Annotated in this window: 21 protein-coding genes; 14 read left to right on the top strand and 7 right to left on the bottom strand. The window is 60.4% G+C overall.

The genetic code is table 11. The features are described 5' to 3' along the window. Positions 1 to 40 precede the first annotated feature (40 nt). The gene (gene tsf, locus AB4O35_RS12255; RefSeq protein WP_065890112.1) at positions 41 to 904 is read right to left on the bottom strand and encodes a translation elongation factor Ts; all 864 of its coding nucleotides are present in this window, start codon (positions 902 to 904) and stop codon (positions 41 to 43) included. 192 nt (positions 905 to 1,096) lie between these two features. Then, entirely contained in the window at positions 1,097 to 1,834 is a 738-nt protein-coding gene (rpsB, locus tag AB4O35_RS12250; RefSeq protein WP_049709669.1) for a 30S ribosomal protein S2, read from the bottom strand. 387 nt (positions 1,835 to 2,221) lie between these two features. Here rpsB and map point away from each other — a divergent pair, with 387 nt between their 5' ends. From map to dapC, 3 genes are all read left to right on the top strand, one after another. Continuing rightward, a complete protein-coding gene (map, locus tag AB4O35_RS12245; protein ID WP_065872446.1) occupies positions 2,222 to 3,016 on the top strand; it encodes a type I methionyl aminopeptidase in 795 nt (264 codons plus the stop codon). A 64-nt stretch (positions 3,017 to 3,080) separates the two neighbouring features. After that, positions 3,081 to 5,783: a [protein-PII] uridylyltransferase gene (locus AB4O35_RS12240; RefSeq protein ID WP_065945377.1), complete on the top strand. Its 2,703-nt coding sequence runs from the start codon at positions 3,081 to 3,083 to the stop codon at positions 5,781 to 5,783. Positions 5,784 to 5,926: 143 nt separating this feature from the next. Beyond that, positions 5,927 to 7,126, top strand: a complete 1,200-nt coding sequence (dapC, locus tag AB4O35_RS12235; RefSeq protein WP_065872448.1) for a succinyldiaminopimelate transaminase — start codon at positions 5,927 to 5,929, stop codon at positions 7,124 to 7,126. A gap of 12 nt (positions 7,127 to 7,138) precedes the next feature. On the opposite strand, the gene AB4O35_RS12230 is transcribed toward dapC, so the two are convergent. Beyond that, complete coding sequence (locus tag AB4O35_RS12230) at positions 7,139 to 8,782, bottom strand: Na+/H+ antiporter (RefSeq protein WP_065880076.1); 1,644 nt, start codon at positions 8,780 to 8,782, stop codon at positions 7,139 to 7,141. A gap of 253 nt (positions 8,783 to 9,035) precedes the next feature. Between AB4O35_RS12230 and AB4O35_RS12225 the strand changes: the two genes are divergently transcribed. The 4 genes from AB4O35_RS12225 to AB4O35_RS12210 all read left to right on the top strand — a co-directional run bounded on the left by AB4O35_RS12225 (position 9,036) and on the right by AB4O35_RS12210 (position 12,091). Further along, on the top strand, positions 9,036 to 9,344 hold the full coding sequence (locus tag AB4O35_RS12225) for an arsenate reductase (RefSeq protein ID WP_231984831.1): 309 nt from the start codon (positions 9,036 to 9,038) through the stop codon (positions 9,342 to 9,344). 32 nt (positions 9,345 to 9,376) lie between these two features. Further along, positions 9,377 to 10,411, top strand: coding sequence for a 2,3,4,5-tetrahydropyridine-2,6-dicarboxylate N-succinyltransferase (gene dapD, locus AB4O35_RS12220; protein ID WP_065872450.1), 1,035 nt, complete (start codon positions 9,377 to 9,379; stop codon positions 10,409 to 10,411). Between the two features lie 64 nt (positions 10,412 to 10,475). Next, positions 10,476 to 11,681, top strand: a complete 1,206-nt coding sequence (locus tag AB4O35_RS12215; RefSeq protein WP_065880077.1) for an aminotransferase class V-fold PLP-dependent enzyme — start codon at positions 10,476 to 10,478, stop codon at positions 11,679 to 11,681. After that, the gene (locus AB4O35_RS12210) at positions 11,678 to 12,091 is read left to right on the top strand and encodes a SufE family protein (protein WP_065872452.1); all 414 of its coding nucleotides are present in this window, start codon (positions 11,678 to 11,680) and stop codon (positions 12,089 to 12,091) included. Before AB4O35_RS12215 ends, AB4O35_RS12210 begins: the two co-directional genes overlap by 4 nt. A gap of 44 nt (positions 12,092 to 12,135) precedes the next feature. On the opposite strand, the gene tcdA is transcribed toward AB4O35_RS12210, so the two are convergent. Continuing rightward, positions 12,136 to 12,945, bottom strand: coding sequence for a tRNA cyclic N6-threonylcarbamoyladenosine(37) synthase TcdA (tcdA, locus tag AB4O35_RS12205; RefSeq protein ID WP_371905336.1), 810 nt, complete (start codon positions 12,943 to 12,945; stop codon positions 12,136 to 12,138). Positions 12,946 to 13,162: 217 nt separating this feature from the next. Here tcdA and AB4O35_RS12200 point away from each other — a divergent pair, with 217 nt between their 5' ends. The 4 genes from AB4O35_RS12200 to AB4O35_RS12185 all read left to right on the top strand — a co-directional run bounded on the left by AB4O35_RS12200 (position 13,163) and on the right by AB4O35_RS12185 (position 18,388). Beyond that, positions 13,163 to 15,754 (top strand): glycosyltransferase, encoded by a 2,592-nt coding sequence (locus AB4O35_RS12200; RefSeq protein WP_065872454.1) that lies wholly within the window; start codon positions 13,163 to 13,165, stop codon positions 15,752 to 15,754. Positions 15,755 to 16,001: 247 nt separating this feature from the next. Beyond that, a complete protein-coding gene (gene dapE / locus AB4O35_RS12195) occupies positions 16,002 to 17,153 on the top strand; it encodes a succinyl-diaminopimelate desuccinylase (protein WP_065872455.1) in 1,152 nt (383 codons plus the stop codon). After that, positions 17,153 to 17,962, top strand: a complete 810-nt coding sequence (locus AB4O35_RS12190; RefSeq protein WP_065945376.1) for a putative RNA methyltransferase — start codon at positions 17,153 to 17,155, stop codon at positions 17,960 to 17,962. The genes dapE and AB4O35_RS12190 overlap by 1 nt, the downstream gene beginning before the upstream one ends. Before the next feature lie 48 nt (positions 17,963 to 18,010). Further along, positions 18,011 to 18,388: a hypothetical protein gene (locus tag AB4O35_RS12185; RefSeq protein WP_065890114.1), complete on the top strand. Its 378-nt coding sequence runs from the start codon at positions 18,011 to 18,013 to the stop codon at positions 18,386 to 18,388. Positions 18,389 to 18,532: 144 nt separating this feature from the next. Here AB4O35_RS12185 and AB4O35_RS12180 read toward each other — a convergent pair whose 3' ends face one another. Next, positions 18,533 to 18,742, bottom strand: coding sequence for a cold-shock protein (locus tag AB4O35_RS12180; protein WP_032891681.1), 210 nt, complete (start codon positions 18,740 to 18,742; stop codon positions 18,533 to 18,535). 182 nt (positions 18,743 to 18,924) lie between these two features. Here AB4O35_RS12180 and plsB point away from each other — a divergent pair, with 182 nt between their 5' ends. From plsB to AB4O35_RS12165, 3 genes are read left to right on the top strand one after another with little or no spacing between them, the layout of a single operon-like run. Next, positions 18,925 to 21,444, top strand: a complete 2,520-nt coding sequence (gene plsB / locus AB4O35_RS12175) for a glycerol-3-phosphate 1-O-acyltransferase PlsB (protein WP_065945375.1) — start codon at positions 18,925 to 18,927, stop codon at positions 21,442 to 21,444. A gap of 51 nt (positions 21,445 to 21,495) precedes the next feature. Then, positions 21,496 to 21,897, top strand: coding sequence for a YbaY family lipoprotein (locus tag AB4O35_RS12170; RefSeq protein ID WP_065872459.1), 402 nt, complete (start codon positions 21,496 to 21,498; stop codon positions 21,895 to 21,897). Positions 21,898 to 21,922: 25 nt separating this feature from the next. After that, positions 21,923 to 22,612 (top strand): DUF4197 domain-containing protein, encoded by a 690-nt coding sequence (locus AB4O35_RS12165; protein ID WP_065945406.1) that lies wholly within the window; start codon positions 21,923 to 21,925, stop codon positions 22,610 to 22,612. Positions 22,613 to 22,678: 66 nt separating this feature from the next. Here the strand turns inward: AB4O35_RS12165 and AB4O35_RS12160 are convergent, their stop codons facing one another. Both AB4O35_RS12160 and AB4O35_RS12155 read right to left on the bottom strand, forming a co-directional pair. After that, positions 22,679 to 22,885, bottom strand: a complete 207-nt coding sequence (locus AB4O35_RS12160) for a hypothetical protein (RefSeq protein ID WP_049709685.1) — start codon at positions 22,883 to 22,885, stop codon at positions 22,679 to 22,681. Between the two features lie 154 nt (positions 22,886 to 23,039). After that, complete coding sequence (locus tag AB4O35_RS12155) at positions 23,040 to 26,105, bottom strand: efflux RND transporter permease subunit (RefSeq protein WP_065890118.1); 3,066 nt, start codon at positions 26,103 to 26,105, stop codon at positions 23,040 to 23,042. Positions 26,106 to 26,107: the final 2 nt, after the last annotated feature.

The following is a 26,107-nucleotide window of genomic DNA, read 5'->3' as shown; positions in this document are numbered from 1 at the left end:
TGAGCGGGCAGCCTCTTTCGGGCGACAGTTGAAAACTGTCTTATTGCTTGGCGGCAGCCAGCTGGGCAGCAACTTCTTCAGCGAAGTTGTCGACCGGCTTCTCGATGCCTTCGCCTACTTTGAAGTAGGTGAAGGAAACGATTTCAGCACCGGCTTTCTTAGCCAGCTCGCCAACCTTGATTTCAGGGTTCTTGACGAACGCCTGCTCAACCAGGCTCGCTTCAGCCAGGAACTTGCTGATACGGCCTTTGACCATGTTCTCAACAATGTTTTCTGGCTTGCCTTTGATTTTTTCTTCGTTCAGCTGCAGGAAAACAGCCTTTTCACGCTCGATGGCTTCGGCAGAAACTTCCGAAGGCAGCAGGAACTCAGGGTTGCTGGCCGCTACGTGCATAGCGATGTCTTTGGCCAGCTCAACGTCGCCGCCTTTGAGGACAACAGCAACGCCGATTTTGTTACCGTGCAGGTAACCACCAACCACATCACCTTCAACGCGGGTCAGGCGACGGATGTTGACGTTTTCGCCAACCTTGCCGACCAGTACCAGGCGATCAGCTTCCTGAGCAGCGATCAGCGGAGCGACGTCAGTCAGTTTGTCGGCGAACGCTTTATCAACGCTGGCGGCAACAAATGCCTTGAAGTCGTCCTGCAGGGCCAGGAAGTCGGTCTGCGAGTTCACTTCCAGCAGAACAGCAGATTTGCCGTCTTCTTTCAGAGCGATAGCGCCTTCAGCAGCCACGTTGCCTGCTTTCTTGGCAGCCTTGATGGCGCCGGAAGCACGCATGTCATCAATGGCTTTTTCGATGTCGCCGTCAGCCTTTTCCAGGGCTTTCTTGCAATCCATCATGCCTTCGCCGGTACGCTCACGCAGTTCTTTAACCAACGCTGCAGTAATTGCTGCCATTTTCAAATTCCTCTTGGATAGGTTTTCAACCACTCCACCCGATCGAACGGGGGATCAATTCTTCCCGAACCACCCTTGTTAGCCGCTGCACGTTACAGATGTTGTAGCTGCGCTGCCGACAAATGGTTTTCGAGGTGGCAAAAAGGGGGCCAAGCCCCCTTTTTGCTTACTGAGTCAACGCCAGGGCGTCAATTACTCAGCTGCGGCTACCGGAGCTTCTTCAACGAACTGCTCGGCACCACCAGCAACGTGGTTGCGACCACGGATTACAGCGTCAGCCATCGAACCCATGTACAGCTGGATAGCGCGGATTGCGTCATCGTTGCCTGGGATGATGTAGTCAACGCCTTCCGGGCTGCTGTTGGTATCGACTACGCCGATAACAGGGATGCCCAGCTTGTTGGCTTCGGTGATCGCGATGCGCTCGTGATCAACGTCGATAACGAACAGTGCGTCAGGCAGACCGCCCATGTCCTTGATACCACCCAGGGAACGATCGAGCTTTTCCAGGTCGCGAGTGCGCATCAGCGCCTCTTTCTTGGTCAGCTTGGCGAAAGTACCGTCTTCGGCTTGCACTTCAAGGTCACGCAGACGCTTGATGGAAGCACGGATGGTTTTGAAGTTGGTGAGCATGCCGCCCAACCAGCGGTGATCGACGTACGGCGAACCGCAACGTGCTGCTTCTTCAGCAACGATCTTGCCAGCGGAACGCTTGGTGCCGACGAACAGAATCTTGTTTTTTCCCTGGGCCAGGCGCTCTACGAAAGTCAAAGCTTCGTTGAACATTGGCAGGGTTTTTTCAAGGTTGATAATGTGGATCTTGTTACGCGCGCCGAAAATGTATTTACCCATTTTCGGGTTCCAGTAACGGGTCTGGTGACCGAAGTGCACACCGGCCTTCAGCATATCGCGCATGTTGACTTGGGACATGATAGTTCCTTAATAAGTCGGGTTTGGCCTCCACGTATCCCAATGACCAACCAGCGGCTTCAAGGCCTCCGGCACCCAGGTCATCGTGTCGACACGTGTGTGGATTTAAGCTCTGCGGGGTATCCCCGGAAAGCGGCGCATTTTATACCACAGCATCGGCAAAAACGGAACACGCAATCACATTTGCCGCCGGGCGCTTTCGTGCAACCCCTTGAATAGAGCTCACATAGCCCTACCTTATATAGAGAAGCGATCATCAGAGGCTCATGATTTGACGCCATCGTCTGTTAGAATCGCGTTTTTTGTGGCTTGTGCGAATTCTGTAACCTTTTGTCGCACGCCCGTAAACCGTATTGATTTCAGCGCGTCGCGCTAGAGAGAGCCTGTATGACCGTTAGTTTGAAAACCGCCGAAGACATCGCCGGCATGCGCATCGCCGGCAAACTGGCTGCCGACGTGCTGGAAATGATCGCCGAGCACGTCAAGCCCGGCGTGACCACCGAGACCCTGAACCAGATCTGCCATGACTATATCGTCAACGTGCAGGGCGCTATCCCTGCGCCGTTGAACTACAAGGGCTTCCCCAAGTCGATCTGCACCTCGGTCAACCACGTGGTCTGCCACGGGATTCCGGGTGACAAACCGTTGAAGGACGGCGACACCCTGAACATCGACGTTACCGTGATCAAGGACCGCTACTTCGGCGACACCAGCCGCATGTTCCACGTCGGCACTGTGCCGGTCTGGGCCGAGCGCCTGTCCCAGGTGACCCAGGAATGCATGTACAAGGCCATCGAAATCGTCAAACCCGGTTGCCGCCTGGGCGACATCGGCGAAGTGATCCAGAAGCACGCTGAAAAGAACGGCTTCTCGGTGGTGCGCGAATTCTGCGGCCACGGTATCGGCACCGTGTTCCACGAAGAGCCACAGATCCTGCACTACGGCCGCGCCGGCACTGGCATGGAACTCAAGGCAGGCATGACCTTCACCATCGAGCCGATGATCAACCAAGGCAAGGCCGATACCAAAGTGCTGGGCGACGGCTGGACCGCCATCACCAAGGACCGCAAGCTCTCGGCCCAGTGGGAACACACCCTGCTGGTCACCGAAACCGGCTACGAGATCTTCACCCTGCGCGCCGACGACACAATCCCGCGCACTTCCGGTGCTGCGTCGGCGTAACGGTTGCTCAGGTTTTCCCCCACTGTGTTGTGACTGACTGATAGATAGAAAGGAAAGCCGATCGATGCCCCAGGTGGATCCCGAACTCTTCGACCGTGGCCAGTTCCAGGCCGAACTGGCCCTGAAGGCGAGCCCCATCGCCGCGTTCAAGAAAGCTATCCGCCAGGCCCGCGAGGTGCTCGATGTGCGCTTTCGCAGCGGCCGGGACATCCGTCGGTTGATCGAGGACCGCGCCTGGTTTGTCGATAACATCCTGCAAAAGGCATGGGAACAGTTCAACTGGAGCGAAGACGCCGACATCGCCCTGGTGGCGGTCGGCGGCTACGGACGTGGCGAGTTGCACCCCTACTCCGACATTGACCTGCTGATCCTGCTGGACAGCGCCGACCATGAGATCTTTCGCGATTCCATCGAGCGTTTTCTGACGCTGTTGTGGGACATAGGCTTGGAAGTCGGCCAGAGCGTGCGCTCGGTCGACGAATGCGCCGAAGAGGCCCGCGCCGACCTCACGGTGATCACCAACCTGATGGAAAGCCGCACCATTGCCGGCCCCGAGCGCCTGCGCCAGCGCATGCTCGAAGTCACCAGCACCGCGCACATGTGGCCGAGCAAGGACTTCTTCCTGGCCAAGCGCGCCGAGCAAAAGGCCCGGCATCACAAGTACAACGACACCGAATACAACCTGGAACCCAACGTCAAAGGCTCACCGGGCGGGCTGCGGGATATCCAGACGATTTTGTGGGTTGCCCGCCGCCAATACGGCACCTTGAACCTGCGGGCACTGGCCGGCGAAGGTTTCCTGGTGGAGAGCGAAAACGCCCTGCTGGCCTCCTCCCAGGAGTTCCTGTGGAAGGTGCGCTACGCCCTGCACATGCTCGCGGGGCGCTCCGAAGACCGCCTGCTGTTCGATCATCAGCGCTCCATCGCCACCTTGCTGGGGTTTGAAGGCGAGGACGCAAAGACCAGCATCGAAAGCTTCATGCAGCAGTATTACCGGGTGGTCATGAGCATTGCCCAGCTCAGCGACCTGATCATCCAGCACTTCGAAGAGGTGATCCTGGCCCCTGAAGACGAAGCGCCGCCGCAACCGATCAACTCGCGTTTCCAACTGCACGACGGCTATATCGAAGCGCGCAACGACAATGTGTTCCGCCGCACGCCGTTCGCCATGCTGGAAATCTTCGTGCTGATGGCCCAGCAGCCGGAGATAAAAGGCGTGCGCGCCGACACCATTCGCCTGCTGCGGGAAAACCGTCACCTGATCGACGACGATTTCCGTAACGATATCCGCAATACCAGCCTGTTTATCGAGCTGTTCAAGTGCAAGATCGGCATCCACCGCAACCTGCGCCGGATGAACCGTTACGGCATCCTTGGGCGCTATCTGCCTGAGTTCGGCTTTATCGTCGGGCAAATGCAGCACGACCTGTTCCACATTTATACCGTGGATGCGCACACCCTGAACCTAATCAAGCACCTGCGTAAATTGCAGTACACCCAGGTATCAGAGAAATTCCCGCTGGCCAGTAAGCTGATGGCCAAGTTGCCCAAGCCCGAGCTGATCTACCTGGCCGGCTTGTACCATGACATTGGCAAGGGCCGGCATGGCGACCATTCCGAGATTGGTGCGGTGGATGCCGAGGCGTTCTGCCAGCGCCACCAGTTGCCGCTGTGGGACAGCCGCCTGATCGTGTGGCTGGTGCAGAACCATTTGGTGATGTCGACCACCGCCCAACGCAAGGACCTGTCCGACCCGCAGGTGATCCACGACTTCGCACAGACCGTCGGCGATGAAACCCACCTCGACTACCTGTACGTCTTGACCGTCTCCGACATCAACGCCACCAACCCGACGCTGTGGAACTCCTGGCGCGCCAGCCTGCTGCGCCAGCTGTACACCGAGACCAAGCGCGCCCTGCGCCGCGGCCTGGAAAACCCGGTGGACCGCGAAGAGCAGATCCGCCGCACCCAAAGCGCGGCGCTGGACATATTGGTGCGCGGCGGCAACGACCCGGACGACGTCGAGCAGCTGTGGTCGCAACTGGGTGACGATTATTTCCTGCGCCACACCGCTGGCGACGTGGCCTGGCACACTGACGCGATCCTGCAGCAGCCGGCCGATGGCGGCCCGCTGGTGCTGATCAAGGAAACCACCCAGCGCGAATTCGAGGGCGGTACGCAGATCTTCATTTATGCGCCGGACCAGCATGACTTCTTCGCCGTGACGGTGGCCGCCATGGACCAGCTCAACCTGAACATCCATGACGCCCGCGTGATTACCTCCAGCAGTCAGTTCACCCTTGACACTTATATCGTGCTCGACACCGATGGCGACTCCATTGGTGACAACCCAGCACGCGTGAAAAAGATCCGCGAAGGCCTTACCGAGGCCCTGCGCAACCCTGACGACTACCCGACCATCATCCAGCGCCGGGTGCCGCGCCAGCTCAAGCATTTTGCGTTTGCGCCCCAGGTGACCATCTCCAACGACGCCCAGCGCCCGGTGACGGTGCTGGAACTCAGCGCCCCGGATCGCCCGGGCCTGCTGGCGCGGATCGGTGGGATTTTCCTGGAGTTCGACCTGTCGTTGCAGAATGCCAAGATTGCAACCCTCGGCGAGCGCGTGGAAGACGTGTTCTTCATCACCGACGCCGACAACCAGCCGCTGTCCGACCCGGAGCTGTGCCGCCGCTTGCAGGAAGCCATCGAGCAGCAATTAAGCGTGACCCAGGAACCAAACGTCGAGCTGACGCGCCTGACTATTTGAATTTTTAACTTTGTAAACACGATCCCTGTGGGAGCTGGCTTGCCTGCGATGGCATCGCTGCGGAGTCTCTGGTGTACCGCGGCGTCCCCATCGCAGGCAAGCCAGCTCCCACAAAGTCCGTGTTCACCGTGATAGAGGCTTACATGAACAACGCCCTGAACCAGCTGCAGCCCTACCCGTTCGAGAAACTGCGCGCCCTGCTGGGCAGTGTTACGCCGACCCCGGATAAGCGCCCGATAGCGCTGTCCATCGGCGAGCCGAAGCACAAATCCCCGACCTTCGTGGCCGAAGCGCTGAGCAATAACCTTGACCAGATGGCCGTGTACCCGACCACCCTGGGCATCCCCGCGCTGCGCGAGGCCATCGGCGCCTGGTGCGAGCGCCGCTTCGATGTGCCCGAGGGCTGGCTCGACCCGGCGCGCAACATCTTGCCGGTCAACGGCACGCGTGAAGCGCTGTTCGCCTTCACCCAAACCGTGGTCAATCGCGGCGACGACGCGCTGGTGGTGAGCCCGAACCCGTTCTACCAGATCTACGAAGGCGCCGCGTTCCTGGCCGGCGCCAAGCCGCACTACCTGCCGTGCCTGGACGCCAATGGCTTCAACCCGGATTTCGACGCCGTGACGCCGGACGTCTGGAAACGCTGCCAGATCCTGTTCCTGTGCTCCCCCGGCAACCCGACCGGCGCGCTGATACCGGTCGACACCCTGAAAAAACTCATCGCCCTGGCCGACGAATACGACTTCGTGATCGCTGCCGACGAATGCTACAGCGAACTCTACTTCGACGAGCACACCCCGCCGCCGGGCCTGTTGAGTGCCTGCGTCGAGCTGGGTCGCCAGGACTTCAAGCGTTGCGTGGTGTTCCACAGCCTGTCCAAGCGCTCCAACCTGCCGGGCCTGCGCTCCGGTTTTGTGGCCGGCGACGCCGACATCCTCAAGGCTTTCCTGCTGTACCGCACCTACCACGGTTGCGCGATGCCGGTGCAAACCCAACTGGCGAGCATTGCTGCCTGGCAGGACGAAGCCCACGTGCAGGCCAACCGTGATCTGTACCGCGAGAAATTCGATGCGGTGCTGGCGATCCTCAAGCCAGTACTGGACGTGCAAAACCCCGACGGCGGTTTCTACCTGTGGCCGAATGTCGAAGGTGATGACGCCGCTTTCTGCCGGGATCTGTTCGTAGAGGAACATGTCACTGTGGTGCCAGGTTCGTACCTGTCGCGGGAAGTCGACGGCTTCAACCCCGGCGCCGGGCGTGTGCGCATGGCGTTGGTTGCCCCCTTGGCGGAGTGTGTGGAAGCGGCGGAGCGGATTCGCGATTTTATTCAGCGTCGCCGCTAATGGACTTATGGGTCATTTCACATGACCCAGATTAGCCTCACTCATATCCAGCTCGGCCAACACCTCCCTCAAGACGTCGTCACCAATCTGGCGATGACGGCTCAAGCTATACAACTCCAAGCGCTGCGCGCGCAGGGCCTTCAGACGCAATTTGCGCTCAAGCAGGTCCATCTGCCGCGCCAGCGCCTGGGCTTCAGCTGAATCATTGAACACCTCCAACTGATGGCGGTATTCCGACATCAGGCGAGCCTTGAGTTCGGTCGCCAGCGCAGCCTGGGCGGCGTCCTGGGTTTCGCTTTGCGCCGAGTCTTCGGCCTCCAGCGCGTGGATTGCAGCCACTGCGGTCTTTTTCCAGGCCTCGCGCACTTCGTTGTGGCGCTTTTCATCGGGGCTTTTTTCGATGCCGCGCAACAACAGGGGCAAGGCGATGCACGCGGCGATCAGCGACAGCAGGATCACTCCGGCAGCAATAAAGATCAGCAAGTCGCGCTCGGGGAAATCCTGGCCCGGCGCCAGCAGCAACGGCACTGACATCACACCCGCCAGCGTCACCGCACCGCGCACACCACCGACGGTCAGCAGCCAGCAGGAGCGCGCCGTCGGCACCAGCGTCAATTCACTTTTCCCACGAATCCGGCGCAATAAACCCGACAGCCGCCAGATGCTCTGCACCCAGATGAAACGCAACACCACCAGCACCAAAAAGATCGCGACCACATCCAGGCAGCGATAAAACAATGTGGGCCACAGCGTCGGTTCGTGACTCACCACGGCCTTAATGATGTCCGGCAGTTGCAGGCCTAGCAGCAGGAAAATCAAGCCGTTGAAGGCAAACTCCAGCAACGACCACACACTGCGATTGAGCAAGCGGGTGCTGGTCTGGCGGGGTAGCAGGTCGAGCCAGCTTTGCATCATGCCCGCCGCTACCGCCGACAAAATGCCCGATGCGCCCAAGCGCTCAGCCAGCACATAGGCGGCGAACGGTAGCAGCAGCATAAACACCACGTGAGTCGCCGGGTCGTCCCAGCCTCGCGCGATCATCCACGCACGCAGTCGCCCGACCAGCCAGCTCAACGCCACCCCCACGGCCAGGCCGCCTACGGCGACCAACACAAATGTCAGGCTGGCATCCGCCAGGGAAAACACGCCAGTCAACGCCGCCGCCAGGGCAAATTTGAAGGTCACCAGGCCCGACGCATCGTTCATCAGGGCCTCGCCCTGGAGCATATGCATCAGCGGCGTGGGCAGGCGGTTCTGGGAAATGGCCGACACCGCCACGGCGTCCGTCGGTGACAACACAGCCGCCAGGGCGAAGGCCACGGGCAACGGGATCGTAGGTAAAATCCAGTGAATGAAGTAACCGGCACCCACCACGGTGAACAGCACCAGCCCCACCGCCAACGTCAGGATCGGCCCACGCAGGCGCCACAACTCACGCTTGGGCATGCGCCAGCCATCCGAGAACAGCAGCGGCGGCAGGAACAGAAACAGGAACAGCTCCGGGTCCAGCGCCACGTGCAACCCCAACGTGGGCCAGGCCAACAAGGCGCCCGCTGCGATCTGCACCAAGGGTAACGGCAGGGGGATGACACGCCCGACCAGGCGCGAAACGCTGACCAACATCAGTAGGATAAGAACGGTGTAAGCGGTTTGCATAACGCGGGTTTCCCGGACAATCGACTCGCAACGACACATGAGGCAACAACTCGCCGTTGAAGTGCCATATTACGCACCTATGCTGCCGGCTGGCATTTGCACATAAGTCGCACGCCAGCATGACGAGGGGCACCAGAGGCCGCTGGTCGTGGCATAATCCGTAACCTTTCCATTTCATTCGCTCAAAGGGGGCAATTCCTTGACCGCTTCAAGCAAAACGTTGCACCTTTTCGGCATCAAGGCCTGCGACACCATGAAAAAGGCCCGCACCTGGCTCGATGAGCACGCTGTGAGCTATGAGTTCCACGACTATAAAACGGCCGGTATCGACCGCGAGCACTTGACCCAATGGTGCAACGAGCACGGTTGGCAGGTGGTTTTGAACCGTGCGGGCACCACCTTTCGCAAACTCGAAGACGAACGCAAAGCCGATCTCGATCAGTCGAAAGCCATTGAATTGATGCTCGCACAACCCTCGATGATCAAGCGCCCGGTGCTCGATCTCGGTGACAGAACCCTGATTGGCTTCAAGCCAGAAAGTTATTCGGCGGCCCTCAAGTAGGCCAGCCTTCCATTTTTTGTAGAGGTAACACCATGTCCCATTCCCTGTTCAGCCTGGGCTTCGGCGTCGGCACTCAGAACCGCCAAGGTGCTTGGCTGGAAGTGTTTTACGCACAACCGTTGCTCAACCCATCGGCTGAAATCGTCGCGGCCATCGCGCCGATCCTGGGTTACACCGAAGGCAATCAAGCGATCACGTTCACCATCAGCCAAGCACTGCAACTGGCTGATGCGCTCAAAAATGTCGATGCGACCCAAGCCGCGCTGCTCAATCGGCTCGCCGAGAGCCACACCCCGCTGGTCGCCACGTTGCTGGCCGAAGACACCGCACTGACCTCCACGCCGGAGGCTTACCTCAAGCTGCACCTGCTGTCTCACCGCCTGGTCAAGCCACACGGCCTGAGCCTGGCCGGTGTGTTCCCGCAGTTGCCGAACGTAGCCTGGACCAGCCAAGGTGCGATCGACATCAATGAGCTGGCCGAACGCCAGCTGGAAGCCCGCCTGCGCGGCGAACTGCTGGAAGTGTTCTCGGTGGACAAGTTCCCGAAAATGACCGACTACGTGGTGCCGAGCGGTGTGCGTATCGCTGATGCGGCGCGTATCCGCCTGGGCGCCTACGTGGGCGAAGGCACCACCGTGATGCACGAAGGTTTTGTCAACTTCAACGCCGGCACCGAAGGCCCGGGTATGATCGAAGGCCGGGTATCAGCGGGCGTGTTCGTCGGCAAAGGTTCTGACCTGGGCGGCGGTTGCTCCACCATGGGCACCCTGTCAGGTGGCGGCAACATTGTGATCAAGGTCGGCGAAGGCTGCCTGATCGGCGCCAACGCCGGTATTGGTATCCCGTTGGGCGACCGCAACACCGTGGAATCGGGCCTGTACGTGACGGCCGGGACCAAGGTTGCGCTGCTGGACGAGCAGAACCAATTGGTCAAAGTGGTCAAGGCGCGCGAGCTGGCCGGCCAGCCAGACCTGCTGTTCCGCCGTAACTCCGAGACCGGTGCCGTGGAGTGCAAAACCCACAAATCGGCTATCGAACTGAACGAAGCGCTGCACGCTCACAACTAAGCAGCCACTCGATGCCACTAGCGGGCCCCTCCCCTGGGGCTCGCTTATACGAGTCTTGATCACCATGCTTGTGCCCTCCCCCTGGCGCGCCGATTTCCCAGCCATCGCCACCCTGCAACGGCAAGACCAGACTTACCTGGACAACGCCGCCACCACGCAAAAACCCCAGGCCTTGTTGGATGCCATCAGCCATTACTACACCAAAGGCGCAGCCAATGTGCACCGCGCCCAGCATTTGCCGGGGGCCCATGCGACACAGGCGTTCGAAGACAGTCGCAGCAAGGTCGCGCAATGGTTGAATGCAGGTGACAGCGGGCAGATTGTGTTTACCCACGGCGCGACCTCTGCGCTGAACCTCCTGGCTTATGGCCTGGAGCATTTATTCAATGCGGGCGATGAGATTGTCATCAGCGCCCTCGAGCACCACGCCAACCTGTTGCCGTGGCAGCAATTGGCCAAACGTCGCGCGCTGACGCTGGTGGTATTGCCACTTGGCGAGGACGGCGTGATCGACCTGCAAGCCGCCGCCGAGCTGATCGGCCCGCGCACACGCCTGCTGGCGGTGAGCCAGCTGTCCAACGTACTCGGCGCCTGGCAGCCGCTGGAGGCCCTGCTGGCACTGGCCCAGCCACACGGCGCCCTGACCGTCGTGGACGGCGCCCAAGGCATCGTCCATGGCCGCCACGACGTGCAGGCCCTGGGTTGCGACTTCTACGTATTCTCCAGCCACAAACTGTACGGCCCGGACGGCGTCGGCGTGCTGTTTGGGCGCAATGACGCCCTGCATCACCTGCGCCACTGGCAGTTTGGAGGAGAAATGGTGCAACAAGCCGACTACCACAGCGCCAGTTTCCGTCCCGCGCCGCTGGGTTTCGAGGCCGGCACACCGCCGATTGCCAGCGTGATTGGCCTGGGCGCCAGCCTGGATTACTTGAGTTCGCTGGATCAACAAGCGGTCATCGCCCATGAAGCAGCCCTGCATGACTACCTGTTGCGTGGGCTCAAGGCACGCAATGGCGTGCGCGTGCTGGGTTCGCCGCAGGTGGCGTTGGTCAGTTTTGTGGTCGACGGCGTGCATAACGCCGACCTTGCGCACCTGCTGACCGAACAAGGCATTGCCGTGCGCGCGGGTCATCACTGCGCGATGCCGTTGCTCAAGGCCATGCATCTGTCGGGGGCGATCCGCGTGTCCCTGGCGCTGTATAACGATTCCGATGACCTGGAACGCTTTTTTGAAGCGCTGGACCAGGCCCTGGATATGTTGCGATGAGTGTGCCGGTGGATGCGGTCAGCGCGCTTGAAGCCTTTCAAGCCGTCGGTAGCTGGGAGCAACGCGCGCGGATGTTGATGCAGTGGGGCGAGCGTATGCCGGCCCTGGCGGATGAGGACAAGGTCGACGCCAACCTGGTGCAGGGCTGCGAAAGCCTGGTGTGGTTGGTGGGGCGTTTGCAGGATGGGCATTGGCAGTTTGCGGCGAGCAGCGATGCGCGGATGATTCGCGGGCTGGTGGCGTTGCTGCTGGCGCGGGTCAATGGGTTGTCGGCGGCCGAGTTGCAGGCGGTGGATCTGCCTGACTGGTTCAACCAGTTGGGCCTTTCCCGTCAACTGTCACCGTCGCGCAGCAATGGCCTCAATGCGGTATTGCAGCGCATGCGAGCGTTGAGCCGTACACAAAACTAGCTGTGGGAGCGGGCTTGTGTGGGAGCGGTGCACGGCATTAAGGTTTAAGCAGGCTTGACCCGCTCCGACGGCCGCCGCACCCCAGCCACAATCTTGTCCACTGCCTTGGTCGCCGCCACCATGCCGAACGTGGCCGTGACCATCATCACCGCGCCAAACCCACCGGCGCAATCCAGCTTCACGCCATCCCCGACAAAACTCTTCTGCAAACAAATACTGCCATCCGGCTTGGGATAGCGCAGTTGCTCGGTGGAAAACACGCACGGCACGCTGTAATGGCGGGTCACGGTGCGTGAGAAACCATAGTCGCGACGCAACGTGGAGCGCACTTTCGACGCCAGCGGGTCATTGAAGGTGCGGTTCAGGTCGCAGACCTGGATCAGCGTCGGGTCGATCTGCCCGCCGGCGCCGCCAGTGGTGATGATCTGGATCTTGCGGCGCTTGCACCAGGCAATCAATGCCGCCTTGGCGTTAACGGCGTCAATGCAGTCGATCACGCAGTCGATATCCGGCGTGATGTACTCGGCCATAGTGTCGCGGGTCACAAAGTCCGCCACCGCATGCACGGTGCAATCCGGGTTGATGCCCTTCAGGCGCTCGGCCATCACCTCGACCTTGGGCTTGCCCACGGTGCTGTCCAGCGCGTGCAACTGGCGGTTGCTGTTGCTGACGCAGACATCGTCCAGATCAAACAGCGAAATCTCGCCCACCCCGCAACGGGCCATGGCTTCCGCCGCCCACGAGCCCACGCCGCCGACGCCGACGATTGCCACATGGGCCGCTTTCAAGCGTTCCAGGCCTTCAATGCCATACAAGCGGGCGACGCCTGCAAACCGTGGATCTTCTGTGCTCATGACCATTACCCCAAAAACCGGCGCGCATTATGGACTACGCAGCGACAAGTTCGAAGCGACAAGCTACAAGTAAAGAACTTAGATGGCCTTTCGCTGACTAATGTCCGGTTTTTCTCTGCTTGCTGTACGGTCAGGGAAGGGCCGGTGTAGGATGCGCGCCGTTCGGCGCAGGCCGACACCTCTTTTCGTTCCACACCTTTTGGAACCTGACATAACCATGGCATCGCGTAAATTTGGACTCAACCTGGTGATCGTGCTGGCAATTGCCGCGCTGTTCACCGGTTTCTGGGCGCTGATCAACCGCCCGGTCACTGCTCCCAACTGGCCTGAGCAGATCTCCGGTTTTTCTTACTCGCCGTTCCAGCAAGGCCAGTACCCACAGAAAAACCAGTTCCCGACCGACGATCAGATGCGTCGCGACCTTGAGATCATGAGCAAGCTGACGGACAACATCCGTACCTACTCGGTCGACGGCACCCTGGGCGACATCCCCAAGTTGGCGGAAGAATTCGGCCTGCGCGTGACGTTGGGGATCTGGATCAGCCCGGACCTTGAACGTAACGAGCGGGAAATCCAGCGCGCCATCGAAATCGCCAACACCTCGCGCAGCGTGGTGCGGGTGGTGGTCGGTAACGAGGCGGTGTTCCGTAAGGACATCACGCCAGAAGCGCTGATCGTGCTGCTGGATCGGGTGCGCGCCGCTGTGAAAGTGCCGGTGACGACATCCGAGCAATGGGACATCTGGGAGAAGAACCCACAACTGGCCAAGCACGTCGACCTGATCGCCGCGCACATCCTGCCGTTCTGGGAGTACATTCCGATGGACAAGGCCGGCCAGTACGTACTCGACCGCGCCAAGGATCTGAAGAAACTGTTCCCGAAAAAGCCGCTGCTGCTGTCGGAGGTTGGCTGGCCGAGCAACGGGCGCATGCGCGGCGGCAATGAAACGTCGCCGGCCGACCAGGCGATTTACCTGCGTACGCTGGTGAACAAGCTGAACCGTCAGGGCTACAACTACTTCGTGATCGAGGCGTTCGATCAGCCGTGGAAAGTCAGCGACGAAGGCTCGGCCGGCGCTTACTGGGGTGTGTTCAACGGCGCACGCCAGCAGAAATTCAACTTTGAAGGGCCGGTGGTCGCGATCCCGCAATGGCGCGTACTGGCCATCGGCTCGGTCGTACTCGCGCTGCTGTCCTTGACCCTGTTGATGATCGACGGCTCCGCCCTGCGCCAACGTGGCCGGACCTTCCTGACGTTCATCGCGTTCTTGTGCGGTTCGGTGCTGGTGTGGATCGGTTACGACTACAGCCAGCAATACAGCACCTGGTTCAGTGTCACCGTAGGCATCCTCTTGGCCCTCGGCGCCCTGGGCGTGTTTATCGTATTGCTGACCGAAGCGCACGAACTGGCGGAAGCGGTATGGACTCACAAGCGCCGGCGTGAATTCCTGCCGGTGGAGGGGGAGTCGGACTACCGCCCGAAAGTGTCGATCCATGTGCCGTGCTACAACGAGCCTCCGGAGATGGTCAAACAGACCCTCGACGCCCTGGCCGCCCTCGATTACCCGGACTACGAAGTCCTGATCATCGACAACAACACCAAGGACCCGGCCGTTTGGGAGCCGGTGCGCGACTACTGCGAAACCCTGGGCCCGCGCTTCAAGTTCTTCCACGTCGCGCCCCTGGCTGGTTTCAAGGGCGGCGCACTGAACTACCTGATCCCGCACACCGCCAAGGATGCCGAAGTGATCGCGGTGATCGACTCGGACTACTGCGTGTCGCCAAACTGGCTCAAGCACATGGTGCCGCATTTCGCCGACCCGAAAATCGCCGTCGTGCAGTCGCCGCAGGATTACCGCGACCAGAACGAAAGCACCTTCAAGAAGCTCTGCTACGCGGAATACAAGGGCTTCTTCCATATCGGCATGGTCACCCGCAACGACCGCGACGCGATCATCCAGCACGGCACCATGACCATGACCCGTCGCTCGGTGCTTGAAGAACTGGGCTGGGCCGACTGGTGCATCTGCGAAGACGCCGAACTAGGCCTACGTGTATTCGAGAAAGGCCTGTCGGCGGCGTATTACCACGACAGCTACGGCAAGGGCCTGATGCCGGATACCTTTATCGACTTCAAGAAACAGCGTTTCCGCTGGGCCTACGGTGCGATCCAGATCATCAAGCGTCACACCGCAAGCCTGTTGCGCGGCAAAGGCACCGAGCTGACCCGTGGCCAGCGCTACCACTTCCTCGCGGGCTGGTTGCCGTGGGTGGCGGACGGCATGAACATCTTCTTCACCGTTGGCGCGCTGTTGTGGTCGGCGGCGATGATCATCGTGCCGACGCGGGTCGACCCGCCGTTGCTGATTTTCGCGATCCCGCCGTTGGCGCTGTTTGTGTTCAAAGTCGGCAAGATCATCTTCCTGTACCGCCGCGCCGTAGGTGTGAACCTCAAGGATGCGTTCTGTGCAGCCCTGGCCGGTCTGGCGTTGTCGCACACCATCGCCAAAGCGGTTTTGTATGGTTTCTTCACCACCAGTATTCCGTTCTTTCGTACACCGAAAAACGCGGATAACCACGGCTTCTGGGTAGCGATTTCCGAAGCCCGTGAAGAGATGTTCATCATGCTGCTGTTGTGGGGCGCGGCGCTGGGGATTTACTTGGTGCAGGGCCTGCCAAGCAATGACATCCGCTTCTGGGTGGTGATGCTGCTGGTGCAGTCGCTGCCGTATGTGGCGGCGCTGATCATGGCGTTCCTGTCTTCGCTGCCGAAACCTTCGGCGAAGGCTGAGCCTGTCACAGCCGTGTAAAAACTTGCGCAATGCACTAAACGGCGGCCTCTGGCCGCCGTTTTGCTATAAGATAACGGCCGTTTTGCAAGACTTGGCCTAGACCCTGCTCTCTGTGGGAGCTGGCTTGCCTGCGATGCAGACGCCACGGTCTGGCAGGTACACCGTGGCGATGCTATCGCAGGCAAACCAGCTCCCACATTGGATCTGCGCTGCTTCAAGTCCACATTCGTCCAGCGCCTATTACACGCTTTCCGGAGTTTCCCCCATGACGGCCCATGCCGACCTTTCGCCGACCCTTCAACTTGCCATCGACCTGATCCGTCGCCCCTCGGTGACGCCGATCGACGCCGATTGCCAGAAGCTGATGATGCAGCGCCTGGGCGACGCCGGTTTTGCGCTGGAACCGATGCGCATCGAAGACGTGGACAATTTCTGGGCCACTCACGGCAAGCATGACGGCCCGGTGCTGTGCTTTGCCGGCCATACCGACGTGGTGCCGACCGGCCCGGTGCAGGCGTGGCAGAACGACCCGTTCGACGCGCTGATCGACGAAAACGGCATGCTCTGCGGGCGTGGCGCGGCGGACATGAAAGGCAGCCTGGCAGCCATGTTGGTGGCGGCTGAACGTTTCGTCACCGATTACCCGGACCACAAGGGTTCGGTCGCTTTCCTGATCACCAGCGATGAAGAAGGCCCCGCGCACCACGGCACCAAGGCGGTAATCGAACGCCTGGCCGCGCGCAAGGAGCGCCTGGACTGGTGCATCGTCGGTGAACCGTCAAGCACCACACTGGTGGGCGATGTGGTCAAGAACGGCCGTCGTGGCTCCCTCGGCGCCACCCTGACCGTACGCGGTGTGCAAGGTCACGTGGCCTACCCGCACCTGGCGAAAAACCCGATCCATCTGGCCGCTCCGGCACTGGCCGAACTGGCCGCCGAGCATTGGGATGACGGCAACACGTTCTTCCCGCCGACCAGCTTCCAGATCTCCAACCTCAACTCGGGCACTGGCGCGACCAACGTGATCCCCGGTGAGCTGACAGCGGTGTTCAACTTCCGCTTCTCCACCGAATCCACCGTGGAAGGCCTGCAGCAACGGGTTGCGGCGATTCTCGACAAGCATGGCCTGGACTGGCACGTGGAGTGGGCGCTGTCGGGCCTGCCGTTCCTGACCGAACCGGGTGCGTTGCTGGATGCGGTCTCCGCGAGCATCAAGGCAATCACCGGCCGTGAGACCAAGGCGTCCACCAGTGGCGGCACCTCCGACGGGCGCTTCATTGCGACCCTCGGCACTCAAGTGGTAGAGCTGGGCCCGGTCAACGCAACGATCCACCAGGTCAACGAACGCATCCTCGCCAGCGACCTCGATGTGCTGACCGAAATCTATTACCAGACCCTGATCAAGTTGCTCGCCTGATGCTCGCGTGCCCCATTTGCAGCGCACCGCTGAACGCGGTCGACAATGGCGTGGCTTGCCCGGCCGGGCACCGTTTCGACCGTGCCCGCCAGGGTTACTTGAACCTGTTGCCAGTGCAGCACAAGAACAGCCGCGACCCGGGCGATAACCTGGCGATGGTGGAAGCGCGCCGCGACTTCCTCAACGCCGGGCACTACGCTCCCGTGGCCAAACGCCTGGCCGATCTGGCCGCTGAACGTGCCCCGGCGCGCTGGGTCGACATCGGTTGTGGCGAGGGTTACTACACCGCGCAAATTGCCGACGCCCTGCCCCACGCCGATGGCTACGCGCTGGATATCTCCAAAGAAGCGGTCAAGCGCGCGTGCAAGCGCAACCCGGCGCTGACCTGGTTGATCGCCAGCATGGCCCGTGTGCCCTTGGCCGATGCCAGTTGCCAGTTCCTCGCCAGCGTGTTCAGCCCATTGGACTGGCAGGAGGCCAAGCGCCTGCTCAGCCCTGGCGGCGGCTTGATGAAGGTCGGTCCTACCAGCGGCCACCTGATGGAACTGCGCGAACGCCTGTACGACGAAGTGCGCGAATACACCGACGACAAGCATCTGGCCCTGGTGCCGGACGGCATGAGCCTGGCGCACAGCGAGACGCTGGCATTCACGCTGAGCCTGGCCGAGCCCCAGGACCGCGCCAACCTGCTGGCCATGACACCCCACGGCTGGCGCGCCAGTGCCGAGCGCCGCGCGCAAGTGATCGAGGCGGCCGAGCCGCTGCTGGTCAGTGTGTCGATGCGCTACGATTATTTCGTGCTTAACTAACTGACTTTTCCGCGAATGGATTTTCGAATCCCGCAACGAGGAACATCCATGCGCCAACCCGATATCGAGATTTACCTGAAGGACGCTGACGTCGACCACAAGGCCATTGCCGCCTGGCTGGGCGCCGCCCTGGGCCCGTGCACCGACTGGGTCCAACGGGGTCAGACCTACAAGTGCAAGGCCGGCGATGTGCCGGTAACGTGGCTACCGAAAGCCGTAGGCAAATGGAACAGCCTGTTCCTGGAAAGCGACCAGACCCCGTGGGATGACGACATCGCCTGCGCCCGCGCCGCGTTTGCCGCGCTGAACGTGGAAGTGCGCTGTGCACCGGGAACTTGGGTTGAAGAGGAAGGTGAGGAAAGCGCTGATCGCTGGATGCGCATCAGTGTGGACGGTGAAGAAGAGATCACCTGGAAAACCGCCTGATCCTGAATTGTGAACCCAATCAAAATGTGGGAGCGGGCTTGCTCGCGAAAGCGGTAGATCAGTCAATATCCATAGTGACTGACAAACCGCTTTCGCGAGCAAGCCCGCTCCCACATGGGTTCAGCCGTGTTGCATAAATCTAGCTCAAAGACCCACCACATCCTCCGCCTGCAACCCCTTCTCGCCGGTCACCACGGCGTACTCCACCTGCTGGCCCTCGGCCAGAGAACGGTGACCATCACCGCGAATGGCGCGGTAGTGCACAAACACATCCTTGCCATCCTCGCGTTGAATAAACCCATAGCCCTTTGCATCGTTGAACCACTTCACATTGCCGGTTTCGCGCGTTGCCATCTGTCTTACTCCCACATGCATTTTTATTGTTGAGTCGCTCGCATTGAACTGCCGAGTATAAGACAGGCTCAAAAACGATCAACTCAAGTTTACATCGCTGCTTTTTTGCCGATTTTCGGCGAATACGGCACACTACCCGCCCGAGCGTCTGCTCGGGTTTTTCCACTCAAAGCAGAAGCCGTATGACCCGCTCCCCGTTTCGCCGTCTGGTATTTGGCACCTTGCGCCGGCTGTTGTACCTCTGGGTTCGCTCGGAGACGATCAACCAGTCGTCCCTAACCCTTAACCTGGACCGCAGCCGGCCGGTGTTCTACGTCCTGCAATCACCTTCCCTCAGCGAATTGGCCGTGGTCGACGCCGAGTGCACCAAGGCCGGCTTGCCGCGCCCGGTGCTGCCGGTAGCGGTCGGCCCGTTGATGGAAGCGGCGGCGTTCTTCTACCTCACGCCAGAGCCCGACTGGCTTGGCCGCCAGGACAAGCGCGGCGCGCCGCCGACCCTGACCCGCCTGGTCAACACCCTCAGCGAACACGCCGAAGAGAATGCACAAATCATTCCGGTCAGCGTGTTCTGGGGCCAATCCCCCGAGAGCGAGTCCAGCCCGTGGAAATTGTTATTTGCCGACAGCTGGGCGGTGACCGGGCGTCTGCGTCGGTTCTTGAGCATCCTGATCCTCGGTCGCAAGACCCGTGTGCAATTCTCTGCGCCAATCAACCTGCGTGAATTGATCGAGCACAATAAAGGCCACGAACGTACGGTGCGCATGGCCCAACGCATCCTGCGTGTGCACTTTCGTAACCTGAAGACCGCCGTGATCGGCCCTGACCTGTCCCACCGCCGCAATCTGGTGAAAGGCCTGGTCAACATGCCGCTGGTACGCCAAGCCATTGCCGACGAGGCTGAGCGGGAAAAAATCTCCCCGGAAAAAGCCAAGGCCCAGGCCCTGCGTTACGGCAACGAGATCGCCTCGGACTACACCTACACCGCGATCCGCTTCCTGGAAGTGGTACTGAGCTGGTTCTGGAACAAGATCTACGACGGCATCAAGGTCAATAACATCGAAGGTGTGCAAAAGGTTGCCCAGGGTTACGAGGTGATCTACGTACCTTGCCACCGCAGCCATATCGACTACCTGTTGCTGTCTTACCTGTTGTTCAAAAATGGCCTGACGCCGCCGCATATCGCCGCCGGGATCAACCTGAACATGCCCGTCATCGGCAGCCTGCTGCGCCGTGGCGGTGCGTTTTTCATGCGCCGCACCTTCAAGGGCAACCCGCTGTACACCTCGGTGTTCAACGAATACCTGCATACCCTGTTCACCAAGGGTTTCCCGGTGGAGTACTTCGTCGAAGGCGGGCGCTCGCGCACCGGTCGCATGCTGCAACCGAAGACCGGGATGCTGGCGATTACCCTGCGCAGTTTCTTGCGCTCCTCGCGTATGCCGATCGTGTTTGTGCCGGTGTACATCGGCTACGAACGCGTGCTCGAAGGCCGCACCTACCTCGGCGAGCTGCGCGGCGCGACCAAGAAGAAAGAATCGATCTTCGATATTTTCAAGGTGGTCGGCGCGCTCAAGCAGCGCTTTGGCCAAGTCGCGGTCAACTTCGGCGAGCCGATCAAGCTGACCGAGTTCCTCGACAGCGAACAGCCGGATTGGCGCTCCCAGGAACTGGGCCCGAACTACAAACCAGCCTGGCTCAACGAAACCACCCACCGTCTTGGCGAACAGGTGGCGCGCCACCTGAACGAAGCTGCGGCAGTGAACCCAGTGAACCTGGTAGCGCTGGCACTGCTGTCCACCACACGCCTGGCGCTCGACGAACAAGCCATGGCGCGCCAGTTGGACCTGTACCTGGCGCTGCTGCGCCGCGTGCCCTACTCGCCTCACACCACGTTGCCCGAAGGCGATGGCCTGGCACTGATCAAGCACGTCAAGGACATGGACCTGCTGTCGGAACAGAGCGACGCCCTCGGTAAGATTCTGTACCTGGACGAGCAAAACGCCGTCCTGATGACGTACTACCGCAACAACGTTTTGCACATCTTTGCCCTGCCGGCGCTGCTGGCGAGTTTCTTCCAGAGCAGCTCGCGCATGAGCCGCGACCAGATCCTGCGTTACACCCACGCGCTGTATCCGTACCTGCAATCGGAGCTGTTTATCCGCTGGTCGCTGGAAGAGCTGGACACGGTGGTTGACCAATGGCTGGAGGCTTTTGTCGAACAGGGCCTGCTGCGTTTCGAGAAAGACGTGTTCCTGCGCCCGGCCCCGAGTTCGCGGCACTTCGTACTGCTGACGCTGCTGTCCAAGAGCATCGCCCAGACCTTGCAACGCTTCTACATGGCGATTTCGCTGCTGCTCAACAGTGGCCAGAGCAGCATCAGCGCCGAAGAGCTGGAAGACCTGTGCACGATCATGGCCCAGCGCCTGTCGATCCTGCATGGCCTCAACGCCCCGGAATTCTTCGACAAGAGCCTTTTCCGACATTTCATCCAGACCTTGTTGGAGCAAGATGTGCTGCATCGCGACGAAGCCGGCAAGCTGAGCTACCACGACCTGCTGGGTGAGCTGGCTGAAGGCGCAGCCAAGCGGGTGTTGCCGGCGGAGATTCGCCTGTCGATCCGTCAGGTGGCCCTGCATCGAGTGGATGGCGCTGCCGAAGCGTCCGTCGAACCCGAAGCCCCGACACCTGAAGAAACCCGCTAGATTTAAACAGGCGCCGGTTGGATGCCGGCGCCGTTGAAAAGGAGCTGTACCATGAAAAAGATCATTCTCCTGGGCCTCACCGCCCTGCTTGGAGCCTGCCAGTCCATGAGCCCCACCCCCAAGGCCAGCCTTGATGGCGAAGTGTTCTACCTGCAACGTATTGCCCTGCCGCCGACCGCGATCTTGAGCGTCAGCCTGCAAGACGTGTCGCTGATGGACGCCCCGGCCGTCACCCTGGCCGAACAGAAAGGCCCGGTCAAAGGCCAAGTGCCGCTGCCGTTTCACCTGAGCTACGACCCGGCGCACGTCAAACCTGGCCACAGTTACTCGGTGAGCGCTCGCATCGAGCTGGATGGCAAGCTACTGTTTATCACCACTGAACGGCATTCTGTGCAGCTCAACGGCCAGGACCCACAACCGTTGCGTCTGCGGGTTGATGCTGTCGCCCACTGAATTCGAACATCAAAAGGAAGCGTCCATGCTCCGTAACTCCCTTCGTTTTACTGCCCTGTGTGCCGGCTTGCTGCTCGGTGCCAACGCCATGGCCCTGGATCTTGGCAGCGTGTCCCAGGGCGACGCCGCCGGCGGCCTTAAGGATGCACTGACCCAAGGCGCGCAGATCGCCGTGAAGCAACTGGGCGTTCCCGGTGGTTTCAGCGATAACCCCGAAGTGAAGATCGGCCTGCCGGGCAAGTTGGGCAAAGTCGCCGACAAACTGAAAATGTTTGGCATGGGTGATCAAGTCACTCAGCTGGAAACCAGCATGAACAAGGCCGCCGAAACCGCCGTGACCCAGGCTCAGCCGATCCTGGTCAACGCCGTGAAAAACATGAGCGTGACTGACGCCAAGGGCATTCTCAGTGGGGGTCAGGACTCGGCAACCCAGTACCTGAACAAAAGCAGCCGCGAACAAATCCGCGCCAAGTTCCTGCCGATCGTCAAGGCGGCTACCGACAAGGTCGGCGTGGCTCAGCAATACAACGCCCTGGCCGGCAAGGCCGCAGCCTTTGGTGCGGTGGACGCCAAGAGCGCCAACGTCGAAAACTACGTGACCGAACAGGCGCTGGATGGGTTGTTCAAGATGATCGCGAAGCAGGAAGAAACCATTCGCGAGAACCCTGCAGCTGCCGCGACCAGCCTGGCGAAGAAAGTCTTCGGCGCGCTGTAAAGCCGCACATGAATCCGGGCAGGTGTGGGGGGCTCACCTGCCCGGAATCTAGAAGTCCTCGTCTGATTAGAAGATCTTCCCTAAACCAAGACCAAGACCGCCAAAAGCGAACGCGCCCAAGGGCACGAAGCCGATGCCTATCGCTAAACTCCTGTTGGGCTTGCAAGTGTCTTTGCAAGGGTCACTGGGCTTGGCAGGTTCAGGCTTGCCAGGCCCGCAAGGGTTGCTGCTGCAGGCGGGTTTGAAACCACTGACATTGATATCAATTTTCATAGACACTCCTTGAATCATCAGATTTAAGCTTCTACCGGCAGGTGTGAAGCCTGCTGGCAGAAGACCTGGCAATCAGGTAATTCATGTGTGGCCCCGCGTCTCTGAAACGTTCCCGCCTCCGTATTGCCTTTGTGAAAACCCCTACGACAAACTTTTACACGGCCGGTGGCTTGACCCGGAACCACGCCGCGTACAACGCCGGCAAAAACAGCAGCGTCAAGGCCGTCGCCACAATCAAGCCACCCATGATCGCCACGGCCATTGGCCCGAAGAACACGCTGCGTGACAGTGGAATCATGGCCAGCACGGCCGCCAGGGCTGTCAGCACAATCGGGCGGAAACGTCGCACGGTGGCTTCGATGATCGCCTGCCAGGGTGCCAGGCCCGCCTTGATGTCCTGTTCGATCTGATCGACCAGGATCACTGAGTTCCGCATGATCATCCCGGACAGTGCAATGGTCCCCAGCATGGCCACGAAGCCAAACGGCTGGCGGAATACCAGCAGGAATAACGTCACACCGATCAACCCCAGCGGCGCTGTCAGAAACACCATGGCCGTGCGCGAGAAGCTGCGCAGTTGCAGCATCAGCAGGGTCAGTACCACCACGATAAACAGCGGCACGCCGGCCTTGACCGAGTTCTGGCCACGGGCCGAGTCCTCGACCGTACCGCCGACGTCCAGCAGGTAGCCATCCGGCAGTTCGGCACGCACGCCTGCAAGGGTTGGCAAGATCTGTTGGACCAATGTCGCCGGCTGCTCCTTGCCATAGATGTCGGCGCGGATGGTCACCGTCGGCAGACGGTTGCGGTGCCAGATAATGCCTTCTTCGAAGCCGTATTCGAGGGTAGCGATTTGCGACAGCGCTACACTTTTACCGTTATCGGTGGGCACCGCCAGGCTTGGCAGCAATGACAGCTCGGTGCGTTCATGCACCGTGCCGCGCAGGAGGATCTCGATCAACTCGTTGTCCTCCCGGTATTGACTGACGCTGGAACCGGTCAACGAACTCTGCAGGAATTTCGACAAGTTGGCCGTGCTCACGCCAAGGGCACGGGCGCGGTCCTGGTCGATATTGAGGTAGACGATCTTGCTCGGCTCTTCCCAGTCCAGGTGCACGTTGACCACGTGGGTATTTTCGCGAACCTTGGCTGCGACTTTGCGTGCCAGGGCGCGGACTTCTTCGATGTGCTCGCCGGTCACGCGGAACTGTACCGGGTAGCCCACGGGCGGGCCGTTTTCCAGGCGTGTGACCCGTGAGCGCAGGTCCGGGAATTGTTCGTTGAGGGTTTCGATCAGCCAGGTGCGCAGGCTTTCACGTTCTTCAATGGTTCTGGCCAGCACCACAAACTGCGCGAAGCTGGCGGCCGGCAGTTGCTGATCCAGGGGCAAGTAAAAGCGCGGCGAACCGGTACCGACATAGGCCACGTAATTGTCGATGCTTTCGTGCTGCTTGAGCAGCGCCTCCAGGCGTTTGACCTGATCAGCGGTGTTGCTCAAAGAGGCACCTTCGGCCAGCTTCAGGTCGACCATCAGCTCCAGTCGGCCAGAGGCTGGGAAGAACTGTTGAGGCACAAAACGGAACAACGCCACCGAGCCGATAAACAACAACAGGGTCAGTACGATCACGGTCTTGCGCCGACGCACACACCATTCCACCAATCGCCTTACACGCTGATAGAACGGCGTGCCGTAGGGATCAGGGCCATCGGTGCCGTGCTTGGCTGCGTGAATCTTCGCCAGGTCCGGCAGGAGTTTTTCCCCCAGGTAGGGCACAAACACCACGGCAGCCACCCACGAGGCGAGCAACGCAATGGTCACCACCTGGAAAATCGAACGGGTGTATTCGCCGGTGCTCGATTGCGCCGTGGCGATCGGCAGGAAGCCCGCCGCCGTGATCAGCGTACCGGTGAGCATCGGGAATGCGGTGCTGGTCCAGGCAAAGCTGGCGGCCTTGAGCCGGTCATAACCCTGCTCCATTTTGATCGCCATCATTTCTACCGCGATGATCGCGTCATCCACCAGCAAACCCAAGGCCAGTACCAGGGCACCGAGGGAAATCTTGTGCAGGCCGATGCCGAGGTAATACATGGTGGCAAAGGTCATCGCCAGCACCAGCGGAATCGCCAGGGCCACCACCATGCCCGTACGCACACCAAGGGAAAAGAAGCTCACCAGCAACACGATGGCCAGCGCTTCGGCCAGCACCTGCACGAATTCGCCGACGCTGGTTTTCACCGCCGCCGGTTGGTCCGACACCTTGCGCAGCTCCATGCCTGCCGGAAGGTTCTTCTGCAGGCGTGAGAATTCGCTCTCCAAGGCTTTGCCCAGTACCAGAATATCGCCGCCGTCACGCATGGCCACGGCCAGGCCAATGGCATCTGCGCCCATGAAGCGCATACGCGGTGCCGGTGGGTCGTTGAAGCCGCGGTGGATGTCGGCTACATCGCCGATGCGGAAGGTGCGGTCACCCACGCGAATCGGGAAGTTACGGATCTCTTCCACGCTCTTGAAGTTGCCCGACACCCGCAGTTGCACGCGCTCGCTAGGGGTTTCAAAGAAGCCCGCAGTGGACACCGCATTTTGCTCCTGCAATGCCTGCTGCACCGCCGCCAATGGCAGGCCGAGCGTGGCCAGCTTGAGGTTGGACAGTTCGATCCAGATCTTTTCATCCTGCAGGCCGAGCAGCTCGACCTTGCCCACATCCGCCACCCGCTGCAGTTGAATCTGGATGCGGTCGGCATAGTCCTTAAGCACGGCGTAGTCAAAACCATCACCGGTCAGCGCGTAGATATTGCCAAAGGTGGTGCCGAACTCATCGTTGAAAAACGGCCCTTGGATATCCGGTGGCAAGGTCTGGCGGATGTCGCTGATCTTCTTGCGCACCTGGTACCACAGGTCGGGGATCTGCGCCGAATGCATGGAATCACGGGCAATGAAAGTGACCTGGGATTCGCCGGGCCGCGAGAAGGAGACGATGCGCTCGTACTCACCCGTCTCCATGAGTTTTTTCTCGATGCGCTCGGTGACTTGCCGCGAAACTTCCTGGGCCGTGGCCCCCGGCCAGTTGGTCTTGATCACCATGGCCTTGAAGGTGAACGGCGGGTCTTCACTTTGTCCCAGCTTGGAGTAGGACAAGGTGCCAACCACCGCCAGCAGGATCATCAGGAACAGTACGATCTGGCGATTACGCAGCGCCCATTCAGAAAGATTGAAACCCATCG

This window comes from Pseudomonas sp. H1_A03 (assembly GCF_054685145.1).
This window is presented reverse-complemented; position numbering and strand designations above follow the sequence as displayed.